The sequence below is a fragment of the Streptomyces sp. NPDC003248 genome, assembly GCF_055563235.1.
The window spans coordinates 396,034-412,401 of record NZ_JBVHDT010000003.1; the positions used below are offsets into that span (position 1 = coordinate 396,034).

Annotated in this window: 15 protein-coding genes; 4 read left to right on the forward strand and 11 right to left on the reverse strand. The window is 71.3% G+C overall.

Translation table 11 applies throughout. From position 1 onward, the window contains the following. Window positions 1–22 precede the first annotated feature (22 nt). Together ACZ3KJ_RS10610 and ACZ3KJ_RS10615 are read left to right on the forward strand one after the other, a co-directional pair. Complete coding sequence (locus ACZ3KJ_RS10610; protein ID WP_467526146.1) at window positions 23–2,974, forward strand: poly(A) polymerase; 2,952 nt, start codon at window positions 23–25, stop codon at window positions 2,972–2,974. A 234-nt stretch (window positions 2,975–3,208) separates the two neighbouring features. Continuing rightward, window positions 3,209–4,105, forward strand: a complete 897-nt coding sequence (locus ACZ3KJ_RS10615; RefSeq protein WP_467526147.1) for a hypothetical protein — start codon at window positions 3,209–3,211, stop codon at window positions 4,103–4,105. Here ACZ3KJ_RS10615 and ACZ3KJ_RS10620 read toward each other — a convergent pair. Continuing rightward, window positions 4,065–4,520 carry a hypothetical protein gene (locus tag ACZ3KJ_RS10620; RefSeq protein WP_467526148.1) on the reverse strand — a complete coding sequence of 152 codons (456 nt, stop codon included), beginning with the start codon at window positions 4,518–4,520 and terminating at the stop codon, window positions 4,065–4,067. The two genes, ACZ3KJ_RS10615 and ACZ3KJ_RS10620, sit on opposite strands and share 41 nt — an antisense overlap. Window positions 4,521–4,840: 320 nt before the next feature. Beyond that, window positions 4,841–5,974 (reverse strand): acyltransferase family protein, encoded by a 1,134-nt coding sequence (locus tag ACZ3KJ_RS10625; protein WP_467526149.1) that lies wholly within the window; start codon window positions 5,972–5,974, stop codon window positions 4,841–4,843. Between the two features lie 124 nt (window positions 5,975–6,098). Here ACZ3KJ_RS10625 and ACZ3KJ_RS10630 point away from each other — a divergent pair, with 124 nt between their 5' ends. After that, a complete protein-coding gene (locus tag ACZ3KJ_RS10630) occupies window positions 6,099–6,260 on the forward strand; it encodes a hypothetical protein (RefSeq protein ID WP_467526150.1) in 162 nt (53 codons plus the stop codon). Between the two features lie 200 nt (window positions 6,261–6,460). On the opposite strand, the gene tuf is transcribed toward ACZ3KJ_RS10630, so the two are convergent. The 5 genes from tuf to ACZ3KJ_RS10655 form a co-directional block, all read right to left on the reverse strand. Continuing rightward, entirely contained in the window at window positions 6,461–7,654 is a 1,194-nt protein-coding gene (gene tuf, locus ACZ3KJ_RS10635) for an elongation factor Tu (protein WP_389513285.1), read from the reverse strand. Window positions 7,655–7,810: 156 nt separating this feature from the next. Next, window positions 7,811–9,937, reverse strand: a complete 2,127-nt coding sequence (gene fusA, locus ACZ3KJ_RS10640; protein ID WP_467526151.1) for an elongation factor G — start codon at window positions 9,935–9,937, stop codon at window positions 7,811–7,813. Window positions 9,938–9,976: 39 nt separating this feature from the next. Next, complete coding sequence (gene rpsG / locus ACZ3KJ_RS10645) at window positions 9,977–10,447, reverse strand: 30S ribosomal protein S7 (protein ID WP_030788318.1); 471 nt, start codon at window positions 10,445–10,447, stop codon at window positions 9,977–9,979. Window positions 10,448–10,449: 2 nt separating this feature from the next. Next, complete coding sequence (rpsL, locus tag ACZ3KJ_RS10650) at window positions 10,450–10,821, reverse strand: 30S ribosomal protein S12 (RefSeq protein WP_003948652.1); 372 nt, start codon at window positions 10,819–10,821, stop codon at window positions 10,450–10,452. Window positions 10,822–11,208: 387 nt separating this feature from the next. Next, window positions 11,209–12,324, reverse strand: coding sequence for a glycosyltransferase family 2 protein (locus ACZ3KJ_RS10655; protein ID WP_467526152.1), 1,116 nt, complete (start codon window positions 12,322–12,324; stop codon window positions 11,209–11,211). Window positions 12,325–12,452: 128 nt separating this feature from the next. Between ACZ3KJ_RS10655 and ACZ3KJ_RS10660 the strand changes: the two genes are divergently transcribed. Further along, window positions 12,453–13,730: a hypothetical protein gene (locus ACZ3KJ_RS10660; RefSeq protein WP_467526153.1), complete on the forward strand. Its 1,278-nt coding sequence runs from the start codon at window positions 12,453–12,455 to the stop codon at window positions 13,728–13,730. A gap of 74 nt (window positions 13,731–13,804) precedes the next feature. Here ACZ3KJ_RS10660 and ACZ3KJ_RS10665 read toward each other — a convergent pair whose 3' ends face one another. The 4 genes from ACZ3KJ_RS10665 to ACZ3KJ_RS10680 form a co-directional block, all read right to left on the reverse strand. Continuing rightward, a complete protein-coding gene (locus ACZ3KJ_RS10665; protein WP_467526154.1) occupies window positions 13,805–14,368 on the reverse strand; it encodes a DUF1707 and DUF4190 domain-containing protein in 564 nt (187 codons plus the stop codon). A gap of 141 nt (window positions 14,369–14,509) precedes the next feature. Further along, window positions 14,510–14,686, reverse strand: a complete 177-nt coding sequence (locus tag ACZ3KJ_RS10670; RefSeq protein WP_467526363.1) for a MerR family transcriptional regulator — start codon at window positions 14,684–14,686, stop codon at window positions 14,510–14,512. Between the two features lie 155 nt (window positions 14,687–14,841). Beyond that, the gene (locus tag ACZ3KJ_RS10675) at window positions 14,842–15,822 is read right to left on the reverse strand and encodes a hypothetical protein (protein WP_467526155.1); all 981 of its coding nucleotides are present in this window, start codon (window positions 15,820–15,822) and stop codon (window positions 14,842–14,844) included. Then, the gene (locus ACZ3KJ_RS10680; RefSeq protein WP_467526156.1) at window positions 15,815–16,084 is read right to left on the reverse strand and encodes a WhiB family transcriptional regulator; all 270 of its coding nucleotides are present in this window, start codon (window positions 16,082–16,084) and stop codon (window positions 15,815–15,817) included. The genes ACZ3KJ_RS10675 and ACZ3KJ_RS10680 overlap by 8 nt, the downstream gene beginning before the upstream one ends. Between the last annotated feature and the right edge of the window lie 284 nt (window positions 16,085–16,368).

The following is a 16,368-nucleotide window of genomic DNA, read 5'->3' on the forward strand; positions in this document are numbered from 1 at the left end:
TACGGGGAGAGGGCGAGGAACGGTGCGGACGAGCGAGGAGATCTACCACCGGGTGCGCTGGGACGCGCGTTTCGACCCGGCCCGCTTCGTGCTGGGCGTGCTCCAGCGCGGAGCCGCCCCCGAGCGCGTGCCGCTGCCCGCGTTCGTCCCGGGCGGTGACATCCCGTGGCACCGGGTGCTGTTCTTCGAGGCGGACGGCGAGCTGGTGTGGGACCGGGCCACGGGGGTGGACCGGATCGACGCGACCGAGGCCGGCCGGGTGCGCGAGGCCCGGCTGTTGCGCGCCCCGTTCTTCACGGCCCGCTCACCCCACGCGTGGGACGGCGAGGACTGGACGCCCGTACCGCGCCCGCGCGGGACCGCCGCGCCCGGCTCCGGCGATGTGCGGGTGCTGACCTGGAACACCCTCTGGGACCGGTACGACGCCGAGCGCATCGACAGCGCCCGGCGCAGGCCGCTGCTGCTGCGGGCGCTGCGCGACGCCGACGTGGACGTGATCGCGTTGCAGGAGGTCGAGGCGGAGCTCCTCGCCCCGCTGCTGCGCGAGCCGTGGGTGCGGGCGGGGTGGACGCTGGCGACGGACCCGCGGGGGCGGGACATGGACGCGTACGGCCTGCTGCTCCTGAGCCGGCTGCCCGTCCGCGAGGCCGCGTTCCACGTGCTGGGCCCGCACAAGGCGGTGACGGCCCTGGTCGTGGAGGCGGGCCCGCGTCCCCTCGTCGTCGCGGCGACGCATCTGAGCAGCGACCACTCCGACGACGGCGCCGGCCGGCGCACCGCCGAACTGACCGCCCTCGCCGAGGGACTGGCCGCTCCGGACGCCGATCTGCTCCTGCTGGGCGACTTCAACGACGGCGGCCACACACCGCAGCTGACGCTGGGCATGCGGGACGCGTGGAGCGAGGCGCACGGCGCCGACGACGCGACCCCGACCTTCGACCCGGGCACCAACCCGCTGGCCGCGGTCTCGTCCCTGACCGGCCGGGCGTCACGGCTGGACCGGGTGCTGCTGCGGGGCGAGGACCTGCGGGTGCGGCGGGCGGAACTCTGCGGGGACGCACCGACGGCGGAGGGGCTGTACCTCTCGGACCACTACGGAGTGCGGGCGGAGGTGACGACGCGGGCACCGGAGTCCCCGGCGGCCGAGGCCCTCGACCGTCTCGACGCCCGGCCGACGCCCCGTACGGCACTGGCGTGGATCCCGCCCGAGGAGCTGTGGCCGCCGCTCCAGGACATCCGCCAGGACCACGACCCGCAGATCCACCGCTGGCCCCCGCACGTGAACCTGCTCTTCGGCTTCGTCCCGGAGCACGCCTTCGAGCAGGCGGCGTCCGTTCTCGCGGCGGCGGTCACGGCCGCCCCGGTCCCCTTCTTCGACGCCCGGCTGGAGGGCGTGCACTGGTTCGGCCACCGGGACGACGCCACGGTCTGGCTCGACCCGGCGGCCGCCGGCGAGGAGCCGTGGACGGAGCTCCACCGCACCCTCCGGCGCCACTTCCCCCGCTGCCGTGGCCGCCACGCGGGCTTCACCCCCCACCTGAGCCTGGGCCGCACCACCGACCCGAACGCCCTGGCGGCCGCCTGCGCGGCCCGGCTCACCCCGATGCCGGTCAGGGTCGGAGAGCTGGCGCTGCTGTCCCGGCGCGGGGACGAGCCGATGCGGGTGCGGGGGACGGTGCGGCTGGGGACGGGGGAGGTGAGCTGGAGGGAGGCGGAGCCGGGGTACGGGGCGGGAGCCGCCGACACCTTCGCGGCCGACCGGACCGCCGACTGCGTCACCGACCAGATGACCGACCGGATCGCCGACCGCATCACCGACCGCATCACCGACCGGACGGCCAACCGGATGGGCGACCAGACGGCCGACCGGATCGCGGACCGGATCGCCGAGGCGCTCCCCGGCGGTGTCGTCCACGTCGTCGGCTCCCGGCGCATGGGCTGCGCGCTGCCCGGTGCGGACCTGGACCTGGTGGCCGCGCTGCCCGGCGTCGTCGAACTCTCCTCCGTACAGGCGAGGTTGACGAAGGCGCTCCCCGATGCGAGGGACGTGCGGGAGGTGGTCGGGGCCCGCGTCCCCGGCCTGCGGTTGCGACTGGACGGGCCGGACGGCCCGGACGTGGACCTCGTCGTCGTCGCCACCGGCCCGATGGACCCGCCCGAGGCGGTGGACCGCCGGGCCGAGCTGGGCGAGTCGGCGGCGGTCGCGCTGAGCGCGGTGAGCGACGCCGACGCGGTGCTCGCCTCGGCGGGCGCCCACGGTCCGGCCTTCGCCCGACTGGCCAGGCAGGTCAAGGCGTGGGCGAAGGCGCGAGGCCTGGACTCGGCGCCGTTCGGGGGCGTGCCGGGCCTGGCCTGGTCGGTGCTGGCCGCCCGCACCGCGAGCGAGTCCGGCGACCTGCCCCCGGACGAGCTGCTGCGGCACTTCTTCGCGACGTGGGCGGCCTGGGACTGGCACACCCCCGTGGGCGGCACGGCCCGGACGGCGCTCCCCGTCACCATCACGACACCGTCAGCGCCGGTGCGCCCCTGCACGGACCAGGTCACGCCGGGCATGCGGGACCTCGTCACCGAGGAGCTGTTCCGCGCCTGGGAGGTGCTGGACACGTCCACGGGCCGATCCCCGGGCCGTCCCCGGGCCGAGCTCTGGTCCGAGTTCTGGTCCGAGCTGCTCGCCCCTCCCCCACTCCACCGCCGCCACGCGGCCTGGGCGGTCCTGGCCGTGGGACCGGACGCGGACGAGGGCCGGGTACGGGGCAGGATGCGGGCCCTGGTCACCGACCTCGCGGAGACGGCCCCCGCCTGCCACGCCTGGCCCCGCCCCTTCACCACGGCCCCGGCCCGCTACGCCATCGGCCTGGGCCCCACCCCACCACCCGCCGACCACCTCGCGGCCATCGCGGATCGCCGCCTGCGCGGCCTGACCGGAGTCACCCTGACGAGGGCCGAGGGCGGCGAGGTCCCGACCCTGCGCTGAAGGAACGATCACCGATCCGGCCCCGCCTTCCTCCCCGGCGGACCCCATCACCCGGAAGAGTGATCATCCTTAATTCGGCTGGATCTTGGCCCGGTTCACCGCCCTATGCTCGCCCCGCGCTTCCCCGAAGGCGAGCCCTCTCCAGCGGCCGCTCCACCCGCCCGAACGCGGTGCCTGTCCTTTGCCGCGCCCGCCGAGCGGAAGCCTTCACCGTCCGAAACAGCGAGGAATCCTATGGTCAGCTCGTCCCACGAGGCGATGCACCACATCTTCCGGCACGACCCCGGGCTCTTCAGCCGGGTCTCGCAGGTCCTGGGGTTCCCCGTCCCAGCTCCCCTCAAGGTGACGGTCATGCCCACCGATCTCACCGAGACCAGCCCCGTCGAGCGCCGCGTGGACACGCTGCTGCGGCTGGAGTCCGCGGAGCGGGACGCCTTCCTCCTCGCCATCGAGGCCCAGGGGAAGAAAGACCCCGTCAAGCCCGCGAGCTGGGCGTACTACACCTCCTACCTCTGGACCAAGTACCGGCTGCCCACCGCCCTCATGGTCGTGTGCCAGGACCGGGCCACAGCGCTCTGGGCCGAGCAGCCGTTCAGCAGCGGCCCGGCTCAGCTGCCCACCCTCACCCTGCGCCCCGTGGTCGCCGGTCCCCACAACATGCCGGTGATCACCGATCCGGACGAGGCCCGCGCCGACCTCGCCCTCGCCACGCTCTCGGCCATCACACACGCCGGTGACCCGGACATCGGTGCCATACTGAAAGCCCTGTCCACAGCGCTGAGGGACATGCCCGAAGACATCGCGGACCCCATCGTCGAACTCACCGCACAGGGGCTGGGCAACCGCCCGGCCAAGCACCTCTGGAGGAATCTGGTGGCCGTGGACCTCTCCTTCTACAAGTCCTACCTCTCCGAAGAAATCCGAGACGAAGGCCGGGCAGAAGGCCGAGCAGAAGGCCAGGCAGAAGGCCGGGCGGACGCCCTCCTGCTCATCCTCGAACAGCGCGGCCTCCACATCCCCGACGACGCCCGCCGCCGCATCACCTCATGCCACGACACCGACACCCTCCGCACGTGGCTGTCCCGGGCCATCACCGCCCCGACGATCGAAGCGATCTTCGAAGAGGAGTGACCGAACCGGTTTCCGTCCCGAGCGGCATCGGCGACCCGGCAGCCTGATCCGGTTCCAGCAGGCCGTCGAGCACGCGGGCGAACGCCCGGAAGCCTGCCTTCCCGGCCTCGGGCGCGTTCGAGCCGGGCCGCACGATGTCCGGCAGGAACATCACCCGCCAGGTACGGAAAGCGGCAGCCGGCGTGCTCTGTCCCACGAGCCGCACGGCGATCGCCAGCACCTCGGCGACGCGCTCCGCGTCCTGCCGTACGTCCGCCACGCCCCCCGCCTTGACGAGGGCGGCGGTGACCAGTGCCTGCACCAGCTCGGCGAGCTGGAGATCGGCTCCGGCGCGGCACATCCGCCGTACCGTGTCCGGCCGCTCCAGTTCCTCGACCGGGTCCGGTACGCCCTCGATCCCGGGTGAGGACCTCACACGTGCCGGGGACGAAGCGCATGCGGGTTCTGAGGGGCATGTCCAGTTCGGGGACCCGCCACTCCGCCACCAGGTCCGCCTTCTCGGCGGGGAGGGCGTTGCGGACGCGGAACGGCCGTCCGGCCCGTTGAGCGCGAGCAGTGCGGCCCTGACCTCCAGGGCGGGCAGTGGTACGACACCGCCGTCGGGGTACGTGGTGCCGGTGAACCGGTCCCACAGGCGCCGCCGCACCGCCGGTCGTGCCATGACTGCCGTCCCCCCACCCGCTCGACGCCGACTCGCGACGGAAGCAGGCTGACAACCGCCGCCGCACGCAGCCCCTACTCCGCGCCCCGCACCCGCGCGAACGACGTCTCCAGCCCCCGCTTCACCACCCGCGCCAGCGGGCGCTCCACGCACCGGTGCACCAGCAGGCTCAGCACCAGGAAGCCGGCCAGCACCAGCGCCACCAGCAGCCGTGCGTCCAGCTCGTCCCGCAGCCGGTTGATCACCGTCGTACCGGCCGCGTAGTGCGTCAGGTACAGGGGATACGTCAGGCTGCCCGCCGTCTCCAGCCACCGCCCGCGGATCCGGTCCGTCCGGCCGAGGGCGATCGCGACCATGATCCCCAGGAACGCGGTGTAGACCAGCACCGCGCCCCGCCACCCGGACACCCGCTCGACCTCGTCGATCCGCAGGCCCAGTTCCCGCTGGGCCATCAGCCACGACATGCCGAGGATGCCCCACAGCAGCAGGTCCGGGCCGAAGCGGTGCATCAGGTAGAGGGCCAGGCCGGCTATGAAGTACCAGGCGCCGTCGGGGTCGGCGGCCAGTTCCAGCAACGGCAGGTCCGCCACCGGCGCGAGCATCGCCGCCGCGCCCCACACGCAGCAGAACAGCACGACCTTGCGGTACGTCAGCCCGGTGGCGACCACGGCCAGGAAGAGCAGGTAGAAACGGAGCTCGGACCAGAGGGTCCAGTACACGCCGTCCACGTTCCGCACGCCCGAGCCCGACTGGAGCATCGTCAGGTTGAGCAGGACGTCACGCCAGCGCAGGCGCTCCCACACGCCCGGCCACGCCGCCAGCACGCCCGTCGTGAACAGCACCGCGAACCAGTAGGCGGGGTAGAGGCGGATCACACGGGAGACGAAGAACTGCCTCGGCGTACGGCCCCAGCAGGACATGCAGATGACGAAGCCGCTGACGACGAAGAAGACCTCCACGCCGATCCAGCCGTAGGAGGCGACGTGGAACACCGTCGGCATGATCTCGGAGACCGGGCGGCCCCAGATCGGATTGCCCGGCCGGTCGGCGCGCCAGGTTCCGGCGTAGTGGTGGAGCGCGACCATCAGCGCGGCGAGCAGGCGTATGCCGTCGAGGGCGTGGAGGCGGGGCGCCCGCTCCCGGCGCCGGGCGGGGGCGGGGCGGCGCTCCGGCCGTACGGCGAGAGGGGGGAGGGTCAGGCCAGTCATCCCGGGGAGACTACGACGGACACAACCACCTCACAGGGAACGCAGAGGGACATTCCCCGCGGGCGCCCGGCGAAGTTGCCGCAACGCTCGCCGGAGCTTCCAAGTCCGTTTCTCGGGGCTTTACTTGACGGCGGCGCTCGTCTCATGGATCAGCTCCGGGCTCGGCAGCGGCGTCCATGTCGACGGCTTCCTCAGTGCCCTGCTCGGAGGCCTCGTCGTGCGCGCCGGGGTCCTCGTGTGCATGGCGATCGGCCCCCAGCCGACGGCGGCCGGGCAGGAGGGGTGACGGGAGCGGGAGGGGTGGAGGGAAGCGGGAGGGGTGGAGGGGCGCCTTCGGCCGGTGAGCACCGGCTGGGCGGCCCAGCGTCCGAGCGTCCGGCCGGCCGGACGGGTCCGGCGCGGACATGCGAAAGGGCCCGTACGACCGAAGTCGTACGGGCCCTCTCAGGAGCTCGCTGCTGGAGCTACCAGGTCAGATCGACAGACTTACTTGTTGATCTTGGTGACCTGGCCGGCGCCCACGGTGCGACCACCCTCACGGATGGCGAACTTCAGGCCCTCTTCCATGGCGATGGGCTGGATGAGCTCCACCTTCATCTCGGTGTTGTCACCCGGCATGACCATCTCGGTGCCCTCGGGGAGGGTCACGACGCCGGTCACGTCCGTCGTACGGAAGTAGAACTGCGGGCGGTAGTTGTTGAAGAACGGCGTGTGGCGGCCACCCTCGTCCTTGGACAGGATGTAGGCCTGCGCCTCGAACTCGGTGTGCGGGGTGACCGAGCCCGGCTTGATGATGACCTGGCCGCGCTCGACGTCCTCGCGCTTGATGCCGCGGAGCAGCAGACCGACGTTCTCACCGGCCTGGCCCTCGTCGAGCAGCTTGCGGAACATCTCGATACCGGTGACCGTGGTGGTGGTCTTCTCGGTCTTGATGCCGATGATGTCGACGGTCTCGTTGACCTTCAGGACACCACGCTCGATACGGCCGGTGACGACCGTACCGCGACCGGTGATCGTGAAGACGTCCTCGATCGGCATGAGGAACGGCTTGTCGACGTCGCGCTCCGGCTCCGGGATGGCGGAGTCGACGGCGTCCATCAGGTCCAGGACGGACTTGCCCCACTCGGCGTCGCCCTCGAGCGCCTTGAGCGCCGAGACCTTGACGACCGGGACGTCGTCGCCCGGGAACTCGTACTCGGAGAGGAGCTCACGGACCTCGAGCTCGACGAGCTCCAGGATCTCCTCGTCGTCCACCATGTCGGCCTTGTTCAGGGCGACGACGATGTACGGAACGCCGACCTGGCGGGCCAGGAGCACGTGCTCCTTGGTCTGCGGCATCGGGCCGTCGGTGGCGGCGACCACGAGGATCGCGCCGTCCATCTGCGCGGCACCGGTGATCATGTTCTTGATGTAGTCCGCGTGACCCGGGCAGTCGACGTGGGCGTAGTGACGCGCCTCCGTCTGGTACTCGACGTGCGCGATGGAGATGGTGATACCGCGCTGACGCTCCTCAGGAGCCTTGTCGATCTGGTCGAAGGCCGAGGCCTCGTTCAGGTCCGGGTACTTGTCGTGCAGCACCTTGGTAATGGCGGCCGTGAGGGTCGTCTTACCGTGGTCGATGTGACCGATGGTGCCGATGTTGACGTGCGGCTTAGTCCGCTCGAACTTCGCCTTCGCCACTGGGGTCCTCCTGTGGAGTGGTTCTGTACGCCTTGGTTCATCGGCGCCAGGTGATCTTTGCTGTTGGGTCCCGGGCCTCGGGCCATCCCGCCACGAATGCGGAGGAATGGCCCGGGAGGCTCCGGTGTCAAGCCTACGGCGTGCGCACGGAGTGCGTTACTCGCCCTTGGCCTTCGCGATGATCTCCTCGGCGACGTTCCGCGGAACCTCGGCGTAGGAGTCGAACTGCATCGAGTAGCTTGCGCGACCCGAGGTCTTGCTACGGAGGTCGCCGACGTAGCCGAACATCTCCGACAGGGGCACGAGGCCCTTCACGACGCGGGCACCCGCCCGCTCCTCCATGGCCTGGATCTGGCCACGGCGGGAGTTGATGTCGCCGATGACCTCGCCCATGTAGTCCTCGGGCGTGGTGACCTCGACGGCCATCATCGGCTCGAGCAGCACGGGGCTGGCCTTGCGCGCGGCCTCCTTGAAGGCCTGCGAACCGGCGATCTTGAACGCGAGCTCGGAGGAGTCGACCTCGTGGTAGGCGCCGTCGAGCAGGGTGACGCGCACGCCGGTCATCTCGTAACCGGCGAGGATGCCGAACTGCATGGCCTCCTGCGCACCGGCGTCCACCGAAGGGATGTACTCCTTCGGGATGCGGCCACCGGTCACCTTGTTCACGAACTCGTACGAGGCGTCGCCGCCCTCGATCGGCTCGATCGCGATCTGCACCTTGGCGAACTGGCCGGTACCACCAGTCTGCTTCTTGTGCGTGTAGTCGACCCGGTCGACCGCCTTGCGGATGGTCTCGCGGTAGGCGACCTGCGGCTTGCCGACGTTGGCCTCGACCTTGAACTCACGGCGCATACGGTCGACCAGCACCTCGAGGTGCAGCTCGCCCATACCACCGATGATGGTCTGGCCGGTCTCCTCGTCCGAGTGGACCTGGAAGGACGGGTCCTCCTCGGCCAGGCGCTGGATCGCGACGCCGAGCTTCTCCTGGTCGCCCTTGGACTTGGGCTCGATGGCGACCTGGATGACCGGCGCCGGGAAGTCCATGGACTCCAGGATCACCGGCTGCTTGTCGTCGCAGAGCGTCTCACCGGTCGTGGTCTGCTTCAGACCCATGACGGCGACGATGTCGCCGGCGCCCACCGCGTCGATCTCCTCACGCTTGTTCGCGTGCATGCGGTAGATCTTGCCGATGCGCTCCTTCTTGCCCTTGACGGAGTTCAGCACGGCGGTGCCGGACTCCAGGCGGCCGGAGTACACGCGGACGAAGGTGAGCTTGCCGAGGTGCGGGTCGCTCATGATCTTGAACGCCAGCGCGGACAGCGGCTCGTCGTCGGACGGCTTGCGCTTGACGACCGTCTCCGGGTCCTTGACGTCGTGGCCCTCGATGGCCTCGACGTCGAGCGGGGACGGGAGGTAGCGCACGACCGCGTCGAGCAGGGGCTGGACGCCCTTGTTCTTGAACGCGGTGCCGCAGAACACCGGGGTGACCGTGGTGTCCGTGGACTTGCCGGACGCGATGGTGATGCGACGGATCGCGGCGTACAGCTGCTCCACGGAGGGCTCCTCGCCCTCCAGGTACAGCTCCATGATCTCTTCGTCGTTCTCGGCCACGGCCTCGATCAGCTTGCCGCGGTACTCCTCGGCAGCCTCGGTGTGGGTGTCCGGGATGTCGACGATGTCGTACATCTCGCCCTTGGTCGCCTCGGCGGACCAGACGAACGCCTTCATCGTGACGAGGTCGACGACGCCCTTGAAGTCGGCCTCGGCACCGATCGGCAGCTGCATGACGAGCGGCTGCGCGCCCAGGCGGTCGCTGATCATGTCGACGCAGCGGTGGAACTCGGCGCCGGTGCGGTCGAGCTTGTTCACGAAGCAGATGCGCGGGACGCCGTAGCGGTCCGCCTGACGCCACACCGTCTCGGACTGGGGCTCGACGCCGGCCACGCCGTCGAACACCGTCACGGCACCGTCGAGCACCCGCAGGGAACGCTCCACCTCGACGGTGAAGTCGACGTGCCCCGGGGTGTCGATGATGTTGATGGTGTGATCGACGTCGGCCAGCGGCCAGTGACAGGTGGTGGCAGCAGAGGTGATCGTGATGCCACGCTCCTGCTCCTGCTCCATCCAGTCCATGGTGGCAGCGCCGTCGTGGACCTCACCGATCTTGTAAGACACACCGGTGTAGAACAGGATCCGCTCGGTGGTGGTCGTCTTGCCCGCGTCGATGTGGGCCATGATCCCGATGTTGCGGACCTTGGCCAGGTCAAGTGAAGTGGTAGCCATAAGGCTTCAGTCTTCTCTCGGTCTCGATGTGGGTAGCGACTACCAGCGGTAGTGCGCGAAGGCCTTGTTGGACTCGGCCATCTTGTGCGTGTCCTCGCGCTTCTTCACAGCGGCACCGAGGCCGTTGGACGCGTCGAGAAGCTCGTTGAGCAGGCGCTCGGTCATGGTCTTCTCGCGACGGGCGCGGGAGTAACCGACGAGCCAGCGCAGCGCCAGGGTGCTCGCGCGGCCGGGCTTGACCTCGACCGGGACCTGGTAGGTCGCGCCACCGACACGGCGGGACTTGACCTCGATGGTCGGCTTGATGTTCTCGAGAGCGCGCTTCAGCGTGATGACCGGGTCGTTGCCGGTCTTCTCGCGCAGGCCCTCCATGGCGCCGTAGACGATGCGCTCGGCGGTGGAGCGCTTGCCGTTCAGCAGCACCTTGTTGATGAGCGACGTGACAAGAGGAGAACCGTAGACCGGGTCGATGATGACCGGGCGCTTCGGGGCGGGGCCCTTACGAGGCATTCTTACTTCTCCTTCTTGGCGCCGTAGCGGCTGCGGGCCTGCTTGCGGTTCTTCACACCCTGGGTGTCAAGCGAACCGCGGATGATCTTGTAGCGAACACCCGGCAGGTCCTTCACACGGCCACCACGCACGAGCACGATGGAGTGCTCCTGCAGGTTGTGTCCCTCACCCGGAATGTAAGCGGTGACCTCGATCCCGCTGGTCAGACGCACACGCGCGACCTTACGCAGGGCCGAGTTCGGCTTCTTCGGGGTGGTCGTGAACACACGCGTGCAGACGCCGCGGCGCTGAGGGGAACCCTCGAGTGCGGGCGTCTTGTTCTTCTCGACCTTGTCCTGCCGGCCCTTACGGACCAGCTGCTGGATCGTAGGCACTACTTCTCCGGTTTCTGTGTGCCGATTTGTACAGCTAACCTGGAACTTCGCCGACCCACGCGGTCGGGTGTGTCGAATCCCGCGGACTTCCGCCGCGAGGCAGAAAGAGGCGCGGATCACGGTGGCCGCTCTCGGCCCCGGTGCGGTCGAAGGCACGCACGAGGGCCAGGGCACACCCCAGGCACAAGGTCTGAGCGTACCCAGCGCAATCTCTCCGGTCAAAACAAAAGCGATGCCCCCGGCGGACCGTGACCGGCGGGCCGCGTGATCTGCGGGTTCGCGGAGGCGCCGGTGACCGTCCCCGCGCACGGCGGACCGGCGGGCGGAAGGGCCGCCGGCCCGTCGAGCCGGATCTTGTGGTGGATCGGACGCGTGTCGGGAGGGATCTCAGCCGCCGAGTGTGCTTTCATGCGCCCCCGATGGCGGAGAGGGCACCGATGGTGCCCGTGCCACCGATGCCACCGATGCGACCTGTGCCGCCTGTGCCGCTGGCAGCATCGGCGTCGGCGTCGGCGTCGGCAGCGTCTCCGTGGCGGAGGGCATCGCCGTGTCGTGGCCCACGAAGTACGTCGGGCGGTTCTGTACGGCGGTGTAGATGCGGCCGACGTACTCGCCGAGCAGGCCCACGCAGATCAGCTGGACGGCGCCGATGAACAGGACCCCGGTGAAGAGGGAGGTCCAGCCGGGGACGGTGTGGTCGAAGGCGTGGGCGCCGAGGGTGTAGACCATCAGCCCCAGGCAGACCAGGAAGGCGACGCCGCCCAGCCAGGTGGCGATGCGCAGGGGGGCCGCGGAGAAGCCGGTGACGCTGTCGAGCGCCAGCCGGATCATCCGGCCCAGGGGGTACTTGCTGCGGCCCGCCGGGCGCGGGGCGCGTTCGTAGGTGACGCGGCCGCTGGGGAAGCCGAGCCACGGCACCAGCAGGCGGTAGACGCGCTGCTGGTCCGGCAGGGACTTCAGCGCGTCGACGGCGGCCCGGCTGAGCAGCCGGAAGTCGCCCGCCTGGGCGGGGACCGAGGGCCCGGCGAGGCGGCGGACGAGACGGTAGTACAGGCCGGCCGTCCACCGCTTGAACCCGGTGTCGCTGGTGCGGTCGGTCCGGATGCCGTAGACGATGTCGAGGCCCTCGGCGCGGGCCAGGGCGAGCATGTCGGGGATCTTCTCGGGCGGGTCCTGGAGGTCGGCGTCGAGGCTGACCACGTACGCGCCGAGCGCGCGGTCCAGGCCGGCGGTGAGGGCGGCCTGGTGGCCGGAGTTGCGGCGCAGGCCGATCACGCGCAGCTGCGGCCAGCCGAGCCGGAAGGCCGCGAGCAGTTCGGCGGTGCGGTCGGTGCTGCCGTCGTCGACGGCGACCACCTCGTAGTCGACGCCGAGGTCGGCGAGGACCGGGCGCAACCGGCTGACCAGCGCGGGAAGGACCTCTTCCTCGTTGTACACGGGTATGACGACCGACAAGACGGTCGGTCCGGCCGTCGTGTCCGGGGAATCCACTGCTTCGGCCACCGCCCCTCCCCCAACCTGTGGCGCGCATGTGCGAGTCTGTTGCGATCTTATGACTGACACTTCGCGATCATCCGGACAACGCCCCTCCTCGGGGGTCCGGTGATCGGGGCCGAGGGGGGTCCACACTCATGAGCACGGCTTCCAGCGGCGCGGCGGCGGATCCCGCCGTGCCGGACGAGCGGAAGACGCGGCCCCGGAGCGTGCGCCGCCCGACCCTGCCGGCCGGTGTACGACCGTACCTGGCCCCGTTGATCCTTTACGGCGTCACCAAGCTCGTCGGGCTGACCGTCTTCGCGGTCCTGCTGGAGACCGCCGGGGACTACCGGAAGAAGGAGCCGCGGTTCGGCGGCGGCGCCCACTGGTGGGACGTCCTCTCCACCTGGGACGGCTGGTGGTACCTCCAGGTCGCCGAGAAGGGCTACGACCCGCGCCCGCTGGAGCCGCTCGACCCCGGCGGTCTGTTCACCGTCAAGCAGAACTCCGTCGCGTTCTTCCCGCTCTACCCGGGCCTGATACGGGGGGTGTCGGAGGTGACGGGGCTCGGCCTGTTCGGGTCCGGGATCCTGGTCTCCGTCATCGCCTCGTTCGTCGCGGCCGCCGGGATCTACGCCGTCGTCTCGCTGCTCGCGGGCGCCCGCGCGGGGACGATCGCCGCCGGGCTGTGGGCCGTGGCGCCCGGCGCGGGCGTCGAGTGGGCGGTGTACTCGGAGTCCCTGTTCGTGGCGATAGCGGCCTGGTGCTGCTACTGCGTGATGCGCCACCGCTGGGTGGCGGCCGGGCTGCTCGCCTTCGTGGCCGGCCTGAACCGGCCCACCTCCGCCGCGCTCATCGGCGCGGTCGGGCTCGCCGCGCTGGTGACGCTGGCCCGGCGGGAGGGCAGACGCGAGCACGGGGTGGTGGGGCCGGTGTACGCCATGGTCGCCGCGCCGCTCGGCCTGCTCACCTACGTCGCCTGGGTCGGCCTGAGCATGGGCGACCTGACCGCGTACTTCACGCTCCAGCGCGAGGGGTGGGCGCACTACTTCGACTTCGGCGCCTACACGCTCGACGTCCTGGGCGACACGGCCGTCGGCCGGCACGACTACCTGTTCGCCTTCTCCGTCCCCGACCTCATCGCCGTACAGCTGGTGCTGGCACTGCCCTTCCTGGTCGCGCTGATGCTGCGCAGGAAGCCGCCGCTGGTGCTGGTCGCGTACGCGCTGGCGAGCATCGTCACCGTCCTGGGCACCCAGCAGATGTTCGGCAACACCCCGCGTTACCTGCTGCCCTGCTTCCCGCTGCTGCTGGCCCCGGCGGCGGCGATGGGCCGGCTGAAGTGGCCGAGCCTGGCCGTGTTCTTCTCGACGGCGGCGGTGGCGTCGGGGTGGTACGCGCACTACGTGATGTTCGAGCTGGGGATTCCGTAGGGCGGGCGGCCCGCCGTCCGGCGCCGGACCACGGGGGTACGGGGCCGGCGGGGGCCGTGGGGTGTGTGCGGCGGTCAGGGGGAGGTGACCGCCGCCAGGAGAAGGATCACCAGGAACACCACCCAGCCCGCGACCGACAGCCAGCCCAGGACGAGGCCGGCCAGGGCGAAGCCGTCACCGCCCTCGCCGGTCCGGCGGATCTCGGCGCGGGCGGAGTGCCCGAGGATCACCGCGGGGATGCCGGTGACGCCCATCGTCATCGTGGTGAGGACACCGCAGACCATGGCGCCCACCGCCTTGCCGTTGGTGGGCGGGGGCGGTGCGGGCAGGAACGTCCGTGGCACCGCCGGGTACGGCGGGTACGCCTGGACCGGCGGGGCGGCGGGCTGTATCGCCACCGGACCCTGCGGAAGGTCGGCGACCAGCAGGGACAGCTCGCCGACCGTCCGTGCCTCGTACGCCCGCGCCACCCGCCGGTCGAACTCGGCCTGCTGGAGGCGTCCCTCGGCGAACCCCGCTCTGAGCACGTCCACGGCGCGCTCGCGATCCGCGTGGGACGCGAGCATGACCGGACTGCTCTGCGCCTGCTGCGCCTGCTGCCACGGCTGCCACGGCTGCCATGGCGACGGGTACGACACGGGCACCTCCCCCGGACGGCTTGAATGCCTCCATCATTCCCCTACGCTCCGGGCCTCGCGATGGTTCCCCCGCGCGAACCACCGATTCCGCCCCGGCACGAACGGGCGTGCGGGCACTCGGGCGTTCTCACCGCACGCGACTCACCGCACGCGTCTCGCCGTGCCCCGGGCCACGCGTTCGGCGGCGAAGACGTCCTCCAGCCGGAAGAGCTGCGCCCGGCCCGCCTTGCCGGCCGGTCTCAGGTGGCCCAGCTGCACCCACTTGCGGATGGTGGCGGGGGCGACGCCGACCTCCTGGGCGGCCAGGGGGCCGGGGATGAGGGTGGGCTGTTCGGACCGTGCGGCCCGTTCAGACCTCTCGGACCGTTGAGACCGTTGAGACCGTTGAGACCGTTCAGGCCGTTCAGGCCGTTCAGGCCGTTCAGGCCGTTCAGGCCGTTCAGGCCGTTCAGGGCTTGCGTTCCGCGTGCCGCTCACCGGGCCGCCGCCTCCCATTCGTTCTCGTCCCAGGTGTGCCGGTAGGCGGGATCGTCGTGACAGCCGCAGTCCGGCTCCGGGCAGCGGCAGGCCGGGTTGATGCACAGGACGGCGCCGCGGTCGGGGAAGACCCGCAGCGACACCGAGTCGCACCAGGGGCACCGCCCGGACACCCGTACGACGGTCTCGGTGTCCCCCAGCGCACGGGCGCAGCGGCGCGCCATCCGCCGGGTCTCGTCGCGCACGTGCGCGGCCAGGACGGGGTCGGCGCCGATGCCGTCGAGGAGGGCGGCGATCCGCCGCAGCCGCTCCGGCACGGGTGCGCGGCGCGCGCGGGGCAGGCCGAGGCGGTCCCGTACGGCTTCCTCCAGTTCCACCACGCCGTCGGAGATGTCACGGAGGGCGTCCGAGACGTGCAGCCGGAGGGGTGCCGCGCTGTGGCCGGGGGCGACGAGTCCGTGCTGCTGCTGGAGGAGCAGCGCCTCCTCGCGCTCCGCGCGGAGGCGGTCGGCGAGGTCGGCGGGGGGCGCCGGCGCCGGGCGGTGGGTGGGGGCGGTACGGCCGGGGACGAGCTCGGCGGCGAGTTCGGGGAGTTGCTGGAGGAGCTGGGTGATCCAGAGGGCGGTCTGGGTGGTGGTGGCGGAGTGGGGACCGGCGGGGTGGGGATCGGCGGGCCGCGGATGGGTACCGCGGGCGTCGGCGGGGCCCGGAGAAGTAGCGCGGGCGTCGGCCGGGCGCGGGTCCGGGCGGAGGCGGGCGTCGGCGGGGTGCCGTTCCGGGCGGCGGGATCGGGGGGCCGGGAAGCCGGAACGCGAGTCCGGGAAGCCGGAACGGGGGGCCACCGGGCCGGAGGAGTGATCCGGGCGGCCGGGACGGGAGTCCGCGGGGCGTGGATCGTGCGGGTGGTCCTTGGCGTGGTCGGCGTCGGCGGGGTGCCTCGGGGGCGTTCCACCGGCGTCCGGGCGGTTGTCAGCCAAGGAGGCCTCCTCTGAGCGCGGGCATGTGCGGGGACGCAGGCGCGAGCTGGGCCGGTACGGCGACCGGGCGGCCCGAGCGCCACAGGCGGCCTCCGCAGACGCCGTCGAACCAGTTCTCCGCCGGTGCCACCGCCTCCTCACAGGCGCGGCGCACCGTGCAGCCGGCGCAGGCGCGCAGCGCGGGGGCGGCCTCCTTGGCCTTCTTGGCGAAGATCACGCGCGGGGGCAGTCCGACGCAGGCCGCCGCGGACTGCCAGGCCACGCTGTCGGAGACGCGCGTGCCGGGGGGACGGGGCTGGGACGGACGTGGGCGAGCCGGTGGACACGAGTCGGGAACGGACATGGAGCCTCCCTGACGGGGTCGGAGAACGAGCCGTGCTGCGGACAACGCCCTCCAGAGTACAGATTGCGTGCGCGCTCGCAATAACTATGGATCACCTACCGCCCAGGAGCCACCTCCCTCCGCGCCGACCACGCATCCGCCCCCACCAGACCTCCGCAAAACACACCACTTTTCCTAAGTGCTTGCACGAGAGCACGTAATTC